Origin of the sequence: Micrococcus sp. TA1, assembly GCF_014199555.1 — a bacterium.
Lineage (GTDB): Bacteria > Actinomycetota > Actinomycetes > Actinomycetales > Micrococcaceae > Citricoccus.
Genome location: NZ_JACHNW010000002.1, coordinates 26370 through 40887, shown reverse-complemented (window position 1 = coordinate 40887; position 14518 = coordinate 26370). Strand labels below are relative to the sequence as shown.

The following is a 14518-nucleotide window of genomic DNA, read 5'->3' as shown; positions in this document are numbered from 1 at the left end:
ATCACCTCACCCATCAGTCCCTCTTCACCACCCCTGCGCCGCAGGCCGGATGAACTGGAGCAGCATTCCATGACGCACCTTCCCGAACACACCCGTCAGCAATCCCCGGACAGCCCGACGGCGGCCGGCCCGATACCCCGGGCCCCCGGCACCCCGGTATCCGCGACCGACCCGGCCAGGGCCCGGGAGGCCCGCCGCGTCATCGGTGCGACGTTCCTGGGCACCACGATCGAGTGGTACGACTTCTTCCTCTACGCGGCGTCCGCCGCACTGATCTTCGGACCCCAGTTCTTCCCCTCGGACAACGCCACGGCCAGCCAGATCGGAGCCTTCGCGACCTTCGCATTCGGCTTCATCGCCCGGCCGATCGGCGGCATCCTCGCCGGCCACTTCGGAGACCGGATCGGCCGCAAGCGGATGCTGATCCTGTCCCTGTACCTGATGGGCGGGGCCACCGTGCTGATCGGCCTGATCCCCACCTATGCCACCATCGGCATCTGGGCGCCGATCCTGCTGACGCTGCTGCGGCTCATCCAGGGCCTCGGCGTGGGCGCCGAGTGGGGTGGTGCCGTGACGATGGCCATCGAGCACGCCCCCGCGAACAAGCGGTCCCTCTACGGTGCCGCCCCGACCATCGGGCTGCCGGCCGGACTGATGCTCGCCAACCTGATGCTCATCATCCTGATGGCCGTGACCGGTCCGGCCTTCCTGGAGTGGGGCTGGCGGATCGCCTTCGTGATCAGCTTCCTGCTGGTCGTCGTGGGGATCTGGGCCCGCCGCCGGCTGGGTGAGAGCCCGCTGTTCGAGGAGTCCGTGAAGAACGAACCGGCCAAGGTGCCCTTCCTGGAGGTCTTCAGGGGCTTCACCCCGCAACTGCTCCTGACGGTCTTCGTGGCCGGCGTGCCCTCGATCCTGTCCTACATCGTGCTGACCTGGGCCCTCTCCTACGGCACCACTCAGATCGGTTACTCCCAGTCCGCACTGCTCTGGATCGGCATCGCGTGCTGCGTCCTGCAGATCGTCATGGTGCCCCTCCTGGCCCGGCGGGCGGACCGGACCGGCCTGACCAGGATGGCGGTGGCGGGGGCCACCCTCATGATCGCAGGGGCGCTGCTGTTCTTCCCCCTGTTCAACACCGGGAACATCTGGCTGGCCGCCCTGGCCACGCTGCTGGCGCACGCCTCCACGTCCTTCGCCTGGGCCGTGGTCCCGCCGATCCTCACGCAGGCGTTCCCGGGGCGGGTCCGCTACTCCGGCATCAGCATGGCCTACCAGTTCGGTGCCATCGTCGGCGGGGGTTTCGCACCCCTGATCGCCACGACGCTGCTGGCCCGCACCGGGACCAGCTGGTCGGTGGCCGGATACGTCGTCGTCGCCTGCCTCGTCATGCTGGCGTGCACCCTGGCGCTGACCCGGTACCGCACCCACCGCGACTACGCGGACGACGCCGCCTGAGGCCGCGGTGCGACCCCACCGGGATCCGCTCCTGCTCCGGTGACGTGCACGCCCCCGACCGCCCTCGGTGCGCGGCCGGGGGCGTGCACGTCACCCCACCCGCAACAGCACCTCGGCGCCGGGCTCGGCCCGCAGGCCGGGCACCTCCACCTCGGTGGCGTACAGCTCGACGACGGCGCCGGCGTCCGTGGGGCGCAGCACCACCCCGCGCAGCCGCCCGCTGCTGCCGAGCACCTCGGCCACGCCGGCGGCACCCGCGTCCGGGGCCAGCGCGGACCGGCCGTCCGCGGATCCGGCCACCGTCGTCGTGCCGTCCGCGCGCCCGGGGCCGCCGGCCGCTCCCGCCGCGACACCGAGGAGTTCCGCCCGCGTCCCCACCGCCAGCACCCGGCCCTCGCCCATGACGGCGATCCGGTCCGCCACGGTGAAGGCCTCGGCGTGGTCATGGGTCACGTACACGGCGGTCGTCCCCGTGCTCGTCAGGATCCTGCGCAGGTCCACGGCCAGGCGTTCGCGCAGCGCCCGGTCCAGGGCGGACAGCGGCTCGTCCAGCAGCAGCAGCCGCGGCCTGGTCGCCAGGGAGCGGGCCAGGGCCACGCGCTGGGCCTGGCCGCCGGAGAGCGTCTGCACGGCGCGGTTCCCGTAGCCCTCCAGTCCCACGAGCCGCAGCATCTCGTCCACGCGTGTGCGCCGCTCGGCCCGGCTCAGTCCCGAGGTCTCCAGTCCGTAGCCGATGTTCCGCGCCACCGACCGGTGGGGGAACAGCTGCCCGTCCTGGAACACCATCCCGCACCCGCGCTCGTGCACGGGCACCCGGTTCATCCGCCGGCCGCGCATCCACAGGCTTCCGGCGGACACCCGCTCCAGCCCGGCGATCCCGCGCAGCAGCGTCGACTTGCCCGAGCCCGAGGCGCCCAGCAGCGCGACGATCTCGCCGGCGTCGACGGCCAGGTCCATGTCCCGCACCGCCACGAACCCGTTCGGGTACGCCACGGACACGCCCTCGCACACCAGCGCCCGCTCTGTCTCGACACCCATCAGAACCCCGCTCCCGTCCCGGCCGCGCCCCGCGGGCGCAACCGCTCACACACCAGCATCACCGTCGCGGTCAGCACCGCCAGGATCACCGACCCGGCCATCGCCATCCCGTAGTTGTCCTCCCCGGGCCGGCCCAGCAGGCGCACGATGAGCACCGGCAGGGTCTGGTAGTCGGGGGAGGCGAGGAACGTCGTCGCCCCGAACTCGCCCAGGGACACCGCGAACGCGAACCCGGCGGCCAGCCCGAGTCCGCGCGCCAGGAACGGCCCGTCCACGGTCCGCAGCACCCGCCCGGGAGAGGCACCCAGCACGGCCGCGGCCTCCCGCAACCGCGGGTCCACGGCCCGCAGCACCGGCACCAGCGAACGGACGACGAGCGGCAGCGCGACCACGGCCTGGGCCAGCGGCACCAGCGCGCCCGAGTACGCCAGCTGCGGGGCGGAGGCCACGAGGGACACCACGAACCCGAAGCCCACCGTCACCGCGGACACCCCCAGCGGCAGCATGATCGCCGCGTCGAACAGCCGCTGGGCCCGCACCGCCCACCGCGAGCGCACCGGCCGGGTCAGCAGCAGCGCCAGCGGCACCCCGACCACCAGCGTGATGACCGTGGCGTCCAGGGCGATCTTCACCGAGTGCTCCAGGGCCTGCAGCACCGTGGTCCCGCCGGCGAACCCGGACCCGGCGCTCGAGCCGAGGAGCTCGTAGTTGCGCAGCCCCCAGCCCTGCGAGGACTGGAAGGACCGCGCCACCAGCGCCACGATCGGCGCGGCGATCAGCAGCACCACGGTCAGCATCGTCACCGCGAACGGCACCGCGTCCGCGCGCCGCAGCGGGTGGGAGGTCGGTTCGCGCAACCGCAGCGCCGTCTCGGTCCCGGCGCGGAACCGGTTGGCCAGCGTCACCGCCAGGATCACCACCACGAACTGCAGCGTGGAGAACACCGCCGCCGTGCGCAGGTCCAGGAACGCCGTCGTCTGGATGTAGATCTCGGTCTCCAGGGTGCCCACGCCCGGCCGGCCCAGGGTCTGCACGATCCCGAACGCCGTCGAGCAGAACAGGAACACCAGCGACCCGGCCGAGGCGATCGCCGGTCCCAGCGCCGGGACGGTGACGGTCACGAACGTCCGCCACGGCGAGGCCCCCAGCATCCGGGCGGCCTCCCCAGTGCGCGGGTCCAGCGTGGACCACAGGGCACCGACCTGGCGCACCACCACGGAGAAGTTGAAGAACACCATCGCCAGCACGACGGCCGTGAGCGTCTGGTCCAGCCCCAGGAACCCCAGCGGGCCGTTCTCGGCCAGCAGCGCCCGGAACGCGGTGCCCACCACCACCGTCGGCAGCACGAAGGGCACCGTGGACAGCCCGCGCAGCAGGTTCCGCCCGGGGAACCGGCACCGGTACAGGACGTACGCCCCGGGCAGCCCCAGCAGCAGCGATCCCAGTGTTCCGGCCACCGCCAGTCCCAGCGTCTGCCCCACGAGCCGCCAGGTGCGCGACTCGGCCAGCACCTCGGCGAAGGCGCCGAGGTCGAGCTGCCCGGCGGCGTTCGTCACGCCACGGGCCAGCATCGACCCGACGGGCCACAGGAAGAACACCGCCAGGAACGCCAGCGGGACGGCGGCGACCACCGTCCACACCAGCCCGCGGCCCACCGGGCCGGCGGCACGCCTCCACCGCCCGGGCACGACGTCCGCCCGGTCACCGCCCGGCGGGGCGGTTCCGGTCTCCGGGGCCCGACCGGACGCCGGCACCCGGGTGGGGGCCGGCGTCGGGACCAGGGCCGGGTCTCCCGGGACCAGGCTCATCCGTCGCGTCCTGTCCGGTGGGGGATGCCGATCAGCTCGCGGCCTCGTAGAGTGCGTTCCAGTCCTCGAGCCAGGCCTCGCGCTTCTCGGCGATCTGCCGCAGGTCCGCCTCGATCGGGTCCTCGACGAGGGTGGCGTTCTGCGCCCATTCGGCCGGCAGCTCGAGGGACTCGTCCACCGGGTACATGAACATGTTCTCCGGCAGCGAGGCCTGGAAGTCCTCGGCGAGCAGGAAGTCGATGAACGCCTGCGCGCCCTCGGGGTTCTTCGCGCCCTCCACGACGCCGGCGTACTCGACCTGGGTGGTGCAGGTGTCCTCGACGACCCCGGTGGTCGGGGCGAAGGCGGGGGAGGACGAGTAGCTGAGCACCAGCGGGTAGGCGCCCTGGCCCTCGCCGGCGGAGAAGTCGGAGTAGTAGGCGTCCGACCAGCCGGCGGCGACCTTGGTGCCGCCCTCGAGCAACCGCTGCCAGTAGTCCTGCCAGCCGTCCTCGCCCTTCTCGGTCACGGTGGCGGCCAGGAAGGCCAGGCCGGGGGAGGAGGTGACCGGATTGGTGGTGACGAACAGCCGCGCGTACTCGGGCCTGGCCAGGTCCTCCAGGGTGGTCGGCGCGGCGAGGTCGTTCTCCTCGAACCACTGCTCGTCCACGTTGACGCAGACCTGGCCCTGGTCGATGGGGGTCAGCCGGTCCTCGACGACGAGGTCCTGGGCGGATTCCGGCAGCGCCCCGGAGGCGTACTCGGCGACGACGCCCTCGTCGATGACGCGCTGGGCCGAGAGATTGTCGATGCCGTAGACCGCGTCCACGGTGGGGTTGTCCTTGGACAGGATCAGCTGGTTGACCAGGGTGCCGGCGTCGCCCGGGGCGGTGGTGGTGAGCTCGTAGCCGGACTCCTGCTCGAAGGCGGCGATCTGCTCCTCGGTGATGTTGAAGGAGTCGTGGGTCATCACGGTCACCGTGCCACCGGTGCCGGCTCCCGAGGCGCCGCTCGCGCCGTCGGTGGTGGCCGGCGCCGTGCCGTCGCCCGCGCCGGACTGGTCCGCGACCGAGCAGCCGGTCAGGGCCAGCGCGGCGATGCCCAGGATCGCGAGGGCGCCACGGGCACGGCGTCTGCTGGTGGGCGCTGCGGAAAGGTGGTGCATGAGTTCCTCCAATACCTCTGGAGGGGACGGGGCGGCGGGTGCGCCGACCCGAGGAGAGAAAGCTCGACTTCCTTCGCCGGTGCTAACCGGGCAGGTTCGAGGGTCTGCGGTGTGCGCACTCTCAGCGCCGGCCTGGCGCTCCCCTGTCGTTGAACCTTCAGTCTAGTGCCGGGGGAGGGGCGGGGTCATCTCGGTCGGCTGACGTGACCGGCCGTGGCGGCGCACCATAATGGAAAAGCCCTGCCTGTCTGAGCTGTCCGGCTGAGCACCTGCACGACGAATCGGCCCTGAGAGGTGGATGTGGACTGTTGTCATCCCGCTGCCGGCGGTACCGAGCCGGGACGTGCGCAGCACATGGATCCGCGGGAGCCTGCGTCTCGGGCCGTCCACACGGGCCCGGTCCAGTCGAGCTCCACCCACGGCATCGAGCAGGTTGAGGTTCCCGCCGGTCGGTTCCTCATGGGGGACCACTTCGGTGAGGGGTACCCCGCAGACGGTGAGACGCCCGTGCACGCGGTGCGGTTGGACGGCTTCTCCATGGACGCCACCACCGTGACGGTCGACGACTTCCGGCGGTTCGTGGAGCAGACCGCGTACGTCACGGAGGCGGAACGGTTCGGGTCCTCGGCGGTCTTCCACCTGGAACTCATTGCTCGTCGGCTGAACCCGGCGGGCGCGAACCCGGTCCCGGGGACGGCCTGGTGGGTCAACGTGCCCGGGGCGTGCTGGCATGCCCCGCTCGGACCGGGATCCCGGGCGGACGAGGACCACCCGGTGGTCCACGTCAGCTGGAATGACGCCCAGGCCTACTGCGCGTGGGCCGGGCGCCGCCTGCCGCACGAGGCGCAATGGGAGTACGCGGCCCGCGGCGGGCTGCAGGGCCACCGCTACGCCTGGGGCGATGAGCTCGTGCCGGGCGGCGAGCACCACTGCAACATCTTCCAGGGACGCTTCCCCGTGGAGAACACGATCGACGACGGTTTCCTCTCCACGGCCCCGGTGCGGACGTTCCCGGCCAACGGGTTCGGCCTGTTCCAGATGGCCGGGAACGTCTGGGAGTGGTGCCAGGACTGGTTCCTGCCGCGCTACTACCGGCGCAGTCCCGAGGAGAATCCCCCCGGGCCGCCGTTCGGCGAGGGCAGGGTCATGCGCGGAGGGTCGTTCCTCTGCCACGACTCCTACTGCAACCGGTACCGGGTGGCAGCGCGGAGCAGGAACAGTCCGGACTCCTCGAGCAGCAACTGCGGCTTCCGGACCGTCGGCTGACGGGTCAGGCCGCCGCCCGCACCCGGACCCCGTGGTCGGTCAGCGCCAGCAACTCGTCCAGCATCAGCTGGCGCATGCGGTCCACGACCTCCTCGCACCCCGGCCTGGCGGCCAGGTTGTGGGCCTCCTCCGGGTCCGAGTCGAGCAGGTACAGCTCCTCGGCGTCGGTGCCGAAGTACCGCGTGTAGCGGGCCTCGGGGGTGATGACCGAACGGATGTGCACGGGGGCCGGCAGCCCGTCGAGGCCGAACGGCTGATCCTCCTCGACGATCAGTGCCCTGCGGTGGACGGAGGCCTCGCCCCGCAGCAGCGGGACCAGGCTGCGGCCCTGGATGCCGCGGTGTCCCGAGACCCCGGTGAGTTCCAGCAGGGTGGGCACCAGGTCCGCGTTCGAGACCAGGGCCGTCGAGGCCGCGGTCCGCGCCGCCGGGGAGATCCCGACGCCGGCCCCCGGCAGTCCCGCGGGCACCCTCATGACCAGTGGCACGTTGGTCACGCCCCGGTAGTGGGTGAAGTGCTTGAGCATCATGCCGTGGTCGCCGAACATGTCCCCGTGGTCCGAGGTGAAGACGACCACCGTGTTCTCCGCCAGTCCGGTGCGTTCCAGCGTCTGCAGGATCCTGCCCACCTGGTCGTCCAGCAAGGTGATCAGACCCAGTTCCGCCGCGCAGGCCACCCGGTACTGTTCCTCCGTGGCGATCCACGTCATGGTCGGGTCCTCGCCGGGCATCCCCCGTCGCTCGGCCATGCGCCGGACGTGTTCGGGAGAATCCGAGTGATCCTGGTGGAACGTATCAGGTACCGGGACGTCCGCCGGGTCGTACAGGCGGTCGTATCCGGCCGGCGGCGCGAACGGATGGTGGGGATCGGGGAAGGAGGCGAACAGGAAGAACGGTTCGCCGTCCGCGGCATGGTCCTCGAGGCGGGCGCAGGTCCGCTCGGCGACGTACGCGCTGGGGTGCAGTCCGGCCGGAACGGCCGAGGTGTAGACCTGCGCCCAGTGCCCGCCGTGATCGTCCAGTGCCCGCTGCGGTCCGGCGTCCGTCAAGGGGTCGAAACCGCGCTCGCGCGCCCAGTGCACGTAGTGACCGCTGGGGCGGTCCCCATGACCGACCACCAGGTCCACCTCCTGGTAGCCGTAGTAGTCACCGGGCATCGTCACCGGCTGTTCGCTGTGGAGGAGGGAATCCTCCCAGCGGTCCCAGCCGGCGTCGCGGACGGGTCGGCGGGCATCCGGGAGGCAGTCCTCCAGCAACTGGGGTTCGGAGAGCATGATCTGCTCGCGCTGCTCCGGCTCGAAGTCCCAGCCCATGTTCTGGTGGTGCAGCTTGCCCACCGCGCTGGTGCGGTAGCCGCACGACGCCAGGTCTCCCGGCAGGGTCGAGACGTCCGGGTCGAGTGGCAACCCGTTGCACCGGGTGCCGTGCTGCTGGGGCCACCGACCGGTCATCAGGCTGGCCCGGCTGGGCATGCACGTGGGGTTGGTGACGTGGACGTTGCCGAAGGCCACGCCCTCGGCGGCCAGGGCATCCAGATGGGGCGTCGACACCAGCGGGTGGCCACCGAAGCCCAGGTGATCCGGGCGGAGCTGGTCCGCGATGATCACCAGGACGTTGGGGCGGCCGGCTGCGGGGTTCGGGTCAGGTCGCTCACGCATCGGCCATCTCCTGACGGTGGGGGTTCTTGATCAGGGACAGCACGCGCGTGCGCTCGTCCACGAACGCCTTGGTGGCGCGCGTGGTGATCTGGTCCCGCTCCCGGGGCAGGTTCACGGTGACGACCTCGACCACGTGGGCAGGCTTGGAACCGAGCACGACGACGCGGTCGGAGAGGTACACGGCCTCGTCGATGTCGTGCGTGACCACCAGGATGGTCATGCCGAATTGTTCCCGGATCCGCAGGCAGAGGTCCTCGAGCTCGAACCGGGTCTGGGCATCGACCGAGGCGAACGGCTCGTCCATGATGAGGATCTCCGGCCGGTAGGCCAGGCCGCGGGCGATGGCCACGCGCTGCTGCATGCCACCGGAGAGCTGCCACGGGTAGAGCTCGGTGGCATGGCTGAGCCCCACGGCCTCGATCGCCTCGTCGATGCGCTGGTTCTCCTCGGCCCGGCCCAGTCGGAGGTGCCGCAACGGAAGCCGGATGTTCTTGCGTACCGTCAGCCACGGCATCAGGGAGCGGTGGTAGTCCTGGAAGACGAGGGCCATCTGCTCCGGTGGCCCGTCGATGGGCTGGCCGTCGATCCTGGCCTCGCCGGAGGTCAGTGGCTGCAGTCCGGTGATGCACTTCAGCAGCGTGGTCTTGCCGACACCGGAGGGCCCCACGATGCAGACGACCTCTCCCGCGGCGACCTCGAAGGACAGGTCCCGGATGATCTCCTTGGCCTGGGGGCCGCTCCCGTAGGACTTGCACAGCCTGTCGACGGCCAGTCGAGGGACGGGTGTGGCGTGGTCCATGGAAGCTCCTCGGGTGTGGGCGGACGTGGCGCCGTGGTGTGGTCGGGTGTCAGTGCGGATGGTGGAGTCAAGAGTCACGCTGGGCCTCCTTGGCGCCGAAGTACCAGGCCAGGATCCTGGCCTTGACGAGGTCGAAAAGTTTGTTGATCACGAATCCCAGGACACCGAGCAGGAGCACCCCGGCCCACATGTCCGCGATCATGAAGGACTGCTGCGCGGTCAGCGTCAACGCACCGATGCCGGTCGAGGCACCGAGCATCTCCGAGGCGATCATCACGATGAACGCGATCTGCAGGCTCACCTGCAACCCGGCGAAGATCTGGGGTGCAGCGGCCGGGAGGTACACCTGGGTGAACTTCTCCGTACGGGTCAGCCGGTAGACGACGCTGACGTCCTTCAGGGTGCCGTCCACGGAACGGATCCCGTCCATGGTGGCGATGAGGGTGGGGAACGTCGCCGCCAGGGCGATCGAGGTGATGCGCATGTCGTTGCCGAAGCCGATCATGGTGATGAAGATCGGCACCAGGGCGACGGGCGGGATGGACCGCACGAAGTGGATGATCGGCTCCAGCAACCAGCGCAGCGGCCGGACCAGGGCAAGGACGAACCCGAGGACGATGCCCACCACGACCGCCAGCGCGTAACCCCCGGCCAGGTTGGCCAGGCTGGGGACGACATCGGTGGGGAAGTGGGCGAACAGCCACAACTGCTGAAACCTGGTCAGGATCTCTTCCAGTGGCGGGAAGAAGGTGCTGGAGGACCTCGCTGAAGCCACCCACCAGGCGGCCAGCAGCAGGGTGGGCGTGCCGACGGCCAGGGCCCATTTCAGCCAGGACGGTACGCGACGCGACCTCCGGCGGGGACGCCGACGCGCTGTCAGGTGGTTGACGGTGATGTCTGCGGTGGTCATGCCTGCACCTCACGTTTCGATTCATGCCAGTGCAGGGCCTTGGCCTCGACCAGCTGGGACGCGGCCTGGAAGGCCATGCCGAGGACGCCGAGCACGATGATCAGCGCGTACATCCGCGCCGAGTCCCCGGCGGTCTGGGCCTGGTACAGGCTCTGGCCCAGACCCGGTCCGCCCCCGAGCAGCCCGGCGACGACGGTCACCACCAGGGCTGCCGGTGCGGAGACGCGGATGGCGGTGGCGATGAAGGGCGAGGCGCCCGGGAGTATGACCCGCCCCAGGATCTCGACCTGGCCCATGCCGTACGAGCGGGCGGTGTCAGTGCGCACCGGATCGACATCGAAGACGCCGGCAACGGTCTGGATCAGGATCGGGATCGCGCAACCGATGATGGCCAGCACGATGGTCATCTCCGTCGTCGGACCCAGGATGAGCACCACGATGGGCAGGATCACGATCGGCGGGATCGGCTTCAGGAATTCGAGCACCGCGGACGTGGCGAATCGCAGCAGCTGTGAGGTGCCGATCAGGATGCCCAGGACCACCCCGACGACGATCGAGGCCGCCAGCCCGATCAGGGCCGTCCCCGCCGTGACGGCGGTGTCCTCCCAGAACGCACCGTCACCCAGCATCTCCCCGAGGGCGCTGAGCGCCTGCCCCACGGTGGGCAGGGACGTACCGGACAGCGGACCAGTCGCCAGCACCTGCCAGACGATGAGCAACAGGCCCACGCCGGCTGCGCCATAGGCCAGCGGCCGGGAGTTGTGGCGCCAGTAGTGCCCCGTCATCATTCAGCCCCCAGGATCGAGTCCTCGGTCAGCGGCGCGTTCTGCGGCTGGTAACCGAGTTCGGTCATCTTCTCGTTGGCACGGTTGATGTCCTCGAGCCTCGTCTCCAGCGGCCAGTAGGTGGTGGCTCCCTGGCGGATCGTCTCCAGGTCCACGCCGGTGATCTCCGCCGCGTGCTTCTGGGCCTCCTCCGTGTTCTCGTTGCCGTATTCGAAGGCCTTGACCATGGCCTCACGGAAGGCCTCGTACTTGGCGGGGTCCTGCTCCACCTGGTCGGTTCCGGCGACCCACAGCCCCACGGCGCCCTTCTCGAAGAAGGCCACGCCCGGGGAGGAGAGCAGGGTGTTCCCCTGGGCGCCGGCCTGCTCGGTGAAGGGGGAGACGAGGGCAGCGGCATCGATCCGGCCGTTCTTCAGGGAGTCCAGTGCCGAGGCGGGGTCGAGCACCATCCACTGGACCTTGGACGGGTCGCCACCGTCCTGGCGGATGGTCTCGCTGATGGTGACCTCCATCTGGGCCTTGCGAGCCGGGACGGAGACCTTGCGTCCTTCGAGGTCAGCCGGGGACGAGATGTCGCTTCCGGCGGCGACGTACACGCCCGTGTCGTCCAATTCGGCGGCATCCATCTCCAGGGCGTCGTCGGGGTAACCGTCGGCGGCGGCGACGACGGTCAGGTCGATGCCCTGGTTGAGGGCGTTGAAGAAGGGAACCGAGGGGGTGTAGGCGACGTCGATGTCACCGCTCTGGACCGCGGCGATGGCGGCCGGCGGGTTGGCCACGGTCTTCACCTCGATGCTGTTGATGCCGGCCTCCTCGAGGTATCCCTGCTCCTCGGCCAGGCGCAGCGAGGCATCGGATGCCAGGCCGAGGGCCCCGACCGTCACGGTGCCCCCCGACGAGCCGGACTGGGTCTGTCCTGACTCGGCCGTGGTGCTGCCGCCGCAGGCGACCAGGCCGAGGCCCAGAGACGTGACGGCGGCGACGGACAGGAAGGTTCGACGGGTGTTCATGGTGTTCTCCTGGGGTATGGGAATCGAGGTGGAGACGGTGGAACCGATGCCGGAGGAGGCATCGGGGGACGGATGGACTGGTCGATGGCCCGTGTCAGGCCGGTCCGTGGACCAGGCGCCCACCCAGCCACGTGGATCGGACGGGGTTGGAACTGAGGTCCTGTATCTCGTGGTCGGAAGGCCACGGACTCTCCAGCAGGCAGAGATCGGCGAATTGGCCGGGGGCCAGGGTTCCCTTGAGGGTCTCGGCATGGTCCTGCCAGGCGGGAGTGGAGGTCATCGCCGCCAGTGCCTCGCGCGAGCTGATCCGCTCGGCGGGGTTGACGGGGAGATCGTGGTCCCGCGTCATCCGGGTGACCATCGCGATGATCTCGCCGCGCCAGTCGACTGACGAGACGGGTGCGTCCGAGGTCGCCGTGAACCGCACGCCAGCTCTGGCCGCACTGGCGAGGGGCTGATGCCAGGCGAAGCGTTCCGGGCCGAGAAGCCGCTCCAGGGAGGCGCCACCGCCGAAACGGATCAGTGGGTTCGTGCACAGGCCCACGCCGTGAGCTGCCATGCGGGCGAGTTCCCGGGGCGCGTCCGGACCGTTGAAGGCGCCATGGATGACATAGTGTCTCGGATCCCCTGTGGCCCCCGGCCGGCGGTCGGACGGGCCGCCTTCCTGGGCTGCCGCCACCGCGTCGACGACCGCTGATGTGGTCGCGTCGCCCGTGGCGTGCACCCCCGACTGGAGCCCCGCCCGGTGGATGAGGGCGATGATCTCCTTGAGCTCGGTGATGCGCGCCTCGTCGCTCGCGCCGGCCACGACGAGCTGTCCGTGCGAGCACTCGGTCCCGTAGGGAGCGGACATCCACGCGGTGCCGCTGCGCGGGGTCCCATCGGCGAACACCTTGACTCCACCGATGCGCAGCAACTGGGGGTCGATGGCGCGCTCCTCCAGCAGTCGGGGGAGGTCTGATTCAAGGCCGCTGCGGACGGTTTCGGAGCTGATGCCACCGGTGCCGGCGAACAGCATCAGGACGTTGACCCTCAGGGCCAGCTCCTGTGACTGCGCCAGTGCCGCCAGTGACTCGAGGGCTCCCGTGGTGGGAGAGCCATCCAGCAGTCCGGAGCCCCCGGGGCCGAGGCCGGGCTCCGTCAGTGACGTGATACCCCAGGAGTGCAGCAACGACTGGCACTTCAACTGGACCCGGCGCAGTTCAGCAGTGCTCGGGGCGGGAATGGCGCTGAGGGGCAATTCCATGGCGGCGTCGACGAACAGCCCGTTCGGCCTTCCGTCTGGGTGGCGTCCGATGACACCGCCGGGCGGGTCCGGAGTCGAACTCGTGACGCCGGCCATCCGGATCAGCGCCTCATTGGCCAGGAGTTGATGACCCGTCTGGTCGAAGGCGACCACGGGGACGTCGACACCGAGGCCGGCGAGCATCTGCACCCCGGCGGCGCCGAGGCGGAACTCATCCCACCCGTGCGCCTTGACGACTGCCGGTCGCGCCGACGCCGCCTGGCGCAGCGCGTGGGCGACCTCGTTCCACGTGGGACAGCGATGCGCCGAGACGTCGACGCAGCCATAGAGGATGCTGGCGAGCACCGTGAAGTGCAGGTGGGCGTCATTGATGCCCGGGATCAGCGCGCCACCAGCGGCATCCACGACGCGGGTGCCCGGTCCGACCAGGGCGCCCACCTCGGACGAGGGGCCGACGGCGGTGATGCGCCCTTGTGAGACGGCGACGGCATCCGGGGCAGGACCAGAACCCGGGGCCCGCAGGACCGTGGGCAGGTCCGCGCCATGGATGTACAGGTCCGCCCTGGGGGTCATGGGTTCCTCCTGTCCGTACTGCGCGGTGGTGACCCACGGATGTGAGCGCCCTCACATTGGAGCATTAAGTTGGTCAAGTGATCAAGACATATGACCAACTTCGGTCGTACGATGTATTCCATGCACGGCACGTCGAAGTGACCCCACGGTCCCGAGACCGCCTGAGAGAACGGAGCACGCATGTCGAAGCGCATTCCCGCTGAGCAGCGCCGAAAGGAATTCATCGAGGCGGCGGCGCGGGTGATCGCCCAGGAGGGGGTCGAGCGGGCGACTACGCGTCGCATCGCCCAGGAGGCGGGCGCCCCGCTTGCTGCGCTCCACTACTGCTTCCACAGCAAGGAGGAGCTCCTCGAGGCCGTACAGGAGTACCTGAGCCGTGACTTCGCCTCGCGGTTGCCCCCTTTGCCGCCGGAGGTCCGTGGCCTGGAGGCCGCCATAGCGGCCCATGCCGACCGGGTGTGGCAGCGGATCACCGAGCATCCCGAAGAACAGGTGGCGACCTTCGAGCTGCTGTTGCGCCGTTATCGGCAGAGCCAGGAGGATTCAGAGTCGCAGGCCCAGGCGAACCTGGAGATGTACCAGGCCTGGTTCCGGTCGACGTCCTCGATCTACGCGAGGGCAGCCGAGGAGGCGGGAGAACCGGTACCCAACAACCTGCTGCTGATCACGCAGTTGTTCATCGCCGGGATCGATGGATTGAGCATGCTCTACGTCGCCAGCCCCGAACTGGTTCAGCCCCAGCCCATGCTCGACGTCCTGGTCCGGTCCATCGTGGCCGCGTGCAGGTACGACATGTCCGAGACAGGCCGGTGACCGCGACGTCTCAC

Annotated in this window: 12 protein-coding genes and 1 riboswitch; of the genes, 3 read left to right on the top strand and 9 right to left on the bottom strand. The window is 70.2% G+C overall.

Translation table 11 applies throughout. From position 1 onward, the window contains the following. Window positions 1-69 precede the first annotated feature (69 nt). A complete protein-coding gene (locus tag GGQ69_RS11560; RefSeq protein ID WP_183528692.1) occupies window positions 70-1455 on the top strand; it encodes an MFS transporter in 1386 nt (461 codons plus the stop codon). Window positions 1456-1545: 90 nt separating this feature from the next. Here the strand turns inward: GGQ69_RS11560 and GGQ69_RS11555 are convergent, their stop codons facing one another. The 3 genes from GGQ69_RS11555 to GGQ69_RS11545 are packed head-to-tail and all read right to left on the bottom strand — an operon-like array spanning window position 1546 to window position 5445. After that, window positions 1546-2493: an ABC transporter ATP-binding protein gene (locus GGQ69_RS11555; protein ID WP_183528690.1), complete on the bottom strand. Its 948-nt coding sequence runs from the start codon at window positions 2491-2493 to the stop codon at window positions 1546-1548. Continuing rightward, window positions 2493-4301 carry an iron ABC transporter permease gene (locus GGQ69_RS11550; RefSeq protein WP_183528688.1) on the bottom strand — a complete coding sequence of 603 codons (1809 nt, stop codon included), beginning with the start codon at window positions 4299-4301 and terminating at the stop codon, window positions 2493-2495. Before GGQ69_RS11550 ends, GGQ69_RS11555 begins: the two co-directional genes overlap by 1 nt. Before the next feature lie 31 nt (window positions 4302-4332). Further along, window positions 4333-5445: a thiamine ABC transporter substrate binding subunit gene (locus GGQ69_RS11545; RefSeq protein ID WP_183528686.1), complete on the bottom strand. Its 1113-nt coding sequence runs from the start codon at window positions 5443-5445 to the stop codon at window positions 4333-4335. A 51-nt stretch (window positions 5446-5496) separates the two neighbouring features. Continuing rightward, window positions 5497-5600, bottom strand: a riboswitch (TPP riboswitch). 199 nt (window positions 5601-5799) lie between these two features. Here GGQ69_RS11545 and GGQ69_RS11540 point away from each other — a divergent pair. Continuing rightward, complete coding sequence (locus GGQ69_RS11540) at window positions 5800-6711, top strand: formylglycine-generating enzyme family protein (RefSeq protein ID WP_183528684.1); 912 nt, start codon at window positions 5800-5802, stop codon at window positions 6709-6711. A 4-nt stretch (window positions 6712-6715) separates the two neighbouring features. Here the strand turns inward: GGQ69_RS11540 and GGQ69_RS11535 are convergent, their stop codons facing one another. The 6 genes from GGQ69_RS11535 to GGQ69_RS11510 all read right to left on the bottom strand — a co-directional run bounded on the left by GGQ69_RS11535 (window position 6716) and on the right by GGQ69_RS11510 (window position 13691). Further along, window positions 6716-8368, bottom strand: coding sequence for a sulfatase (locus tag GGQ69_RS11535; protein ID WP_183528682.1), 1653 nt, complete (start codon window positions 8366-8368; stop codon window positions 6716-6718). Continuing rightward, the gene (locus GGQ69_RS11530; protein ID WP_183528680.1) at window positions 8361-9167 is read right to left on the bottom strand and encodes an ABC transporter ATP-binding protein; all 807 of its coding nucleotides are present in this window, start codon (window positions 9165-9167) and stop codon (window positions 8361-8363) included. The genes GGQ69_RS11535 and GGQ69_RS11530 overlap by 8 nt, the downstream gene beginning before the upstream one ends. Window positions 9168-9234: 67 nt before the next feature. After that, window positions 9235-10077, bottom strand: coding sequence for an ABC transporter permease (locus GGQ69_RS11525; protein WP_183528678.1), 843 nt, complete (start codon window positions 10075-10077; stop codon window positions 9235-9237). Next, window positions 10074-10865: an ABC transporter permease gene (locus GGQ69_RS11520; protein ID WP_255459682.1), complete on the bottom strand. Its 792-nt coding sequence runs from the start codon at window positions 10863-10865 to the stop codon at window positions 10074-10076. The genes GGQ69_RS11525 and GGQ69_RS11520 overlap by 4 nt, the downstream gene beginning before the upstream one ends. Then, the gene (locus GGQ69_RS11515; RefSeq protein WP_183528676.1) at window positions 10862-11872 is read right to left on the bottom strand and encodes an ABC transporter substrate-binding protein; all 1011 of its coding nucleotides are present in this window, start codon (window positions 11870-11872) and stop codon (window positions 10862-10864) included. The genes GGQ69_RS11520 and GGQ69_RS11515 overlap by 4 nt, the downstream gene beginning before the upstream one ends. 94 nt (window positions 11873-11966) lie before the next feature. Beyond that, window positions 11967-13691, bottom strand: coding sequence for an amidohydrolase (locus GGQ69_RS11510; RefSeq protein ID WP_183528674.1), 1725 nt, complete (start codon window positions 13689-13691; stop codon window positions 11967-11969). Between the two features lie 180 nt (window positions 13692-13871). Here GGQ69_RS11510 and GGQ69_RS11505 point away from each other — a divergent pair, with 180 nt between their 5' ends. Continuing rightward, window positions 13872-14504, top strand: coding sequence for a TetR/AcrR family transcriptional regulator (locus GGQ69_RS11505; protein ID WP_183528672.1), 633 nt, complete (start codon window positions 13872-13874; stop codon window positions 14502-14504). Window positions 14505-14518: the final 14 nt, after the last annotated feature.

Coding starts and splice junctions, on each gene's coding strand:
- GGQ69_RS11505 (WP_183528672.1), top strand. CDS start 13,872: ATGTCGAAGCGCATTCCCGCTGAGCAGCGCCGAAAGGAATTCATCGAG.
- GGQ69_RS11555 (WP_183528690.1), bottom strand. CDS start 2,493: ATGGGTGTCGAGACAGAGCGGGCGCTGGTGTGCGAGGGCGTGTCCGTG.
- GGQ69_RS11530 (WP_183528680.1), bottom strand. CDS start 9,167: ATGGACCACGCCACACCCGTCCCTCGACTGGCCGTCGACAGGCTGTGC.
- GGQ69_RS11515 (WP_183528676.1), bottom strand. CDS start 11,872: ATGAACACCCGTCGAACCTTCCTGTCCGTCGCCGCCGTCACGTCTCTG.
- GGQ69_RS11520 (WP_255459682.1), bottom strand. CDS start 10,865: ATGATGACGGGGCACTACTGGCGCCACAACTCCCGGCCGCTGGCCTAT.
- GGQ69_RS11550 (WP_183528688.1), bottom strand. CDS start 4,301: ATGAGCCTGGTCCCGGGAGACCCGGCCCTGGTCCCGACGCCGGCCCCC.
- GGQ69_RS11545 (WP_183528686.1), bottom strand. CDS start 5,445: ATGCACCACCTTTCCGCAGCGCCCACCAGCAGACGCCGTGCCCGTGGC.
- GGQ69_RS11540 (WP_183528684.1), top strand. CDS start 5,800: ATGGATCCGCGGGAGCCTGCGTCTCGGGCCGTCCACACGGGCCCGGTC.
- GGQ69_RS11510 (WP_183528674.1), bottom strand. CDS start 13,691: ATGACCCCCAGGGCGGACCTGTACATCCATGGCGCGGACCTGCCCACG.
- GGQ69_RS11535 (WP_183528682.1), bottom strand. CDS start 8,368: ATGCGTGAGCGACCTGACCCGAACCCCGCAGCCGGCCGCCCCAACGTC.
- GGQ69_RS11560 (WP_183528692.1), top strand. CDS start 70: ATGACGCACCTTCCCGAACACACCCGTCAGCAATCCCCGGACAGCCCG.
- GGQ69_RS11525 (WP_183528678.1), bottom strand. CDS start 10,077: ATGACCACCGCAGACATCACCGTCAACCACCTGACAGCGCGTCGGCGT.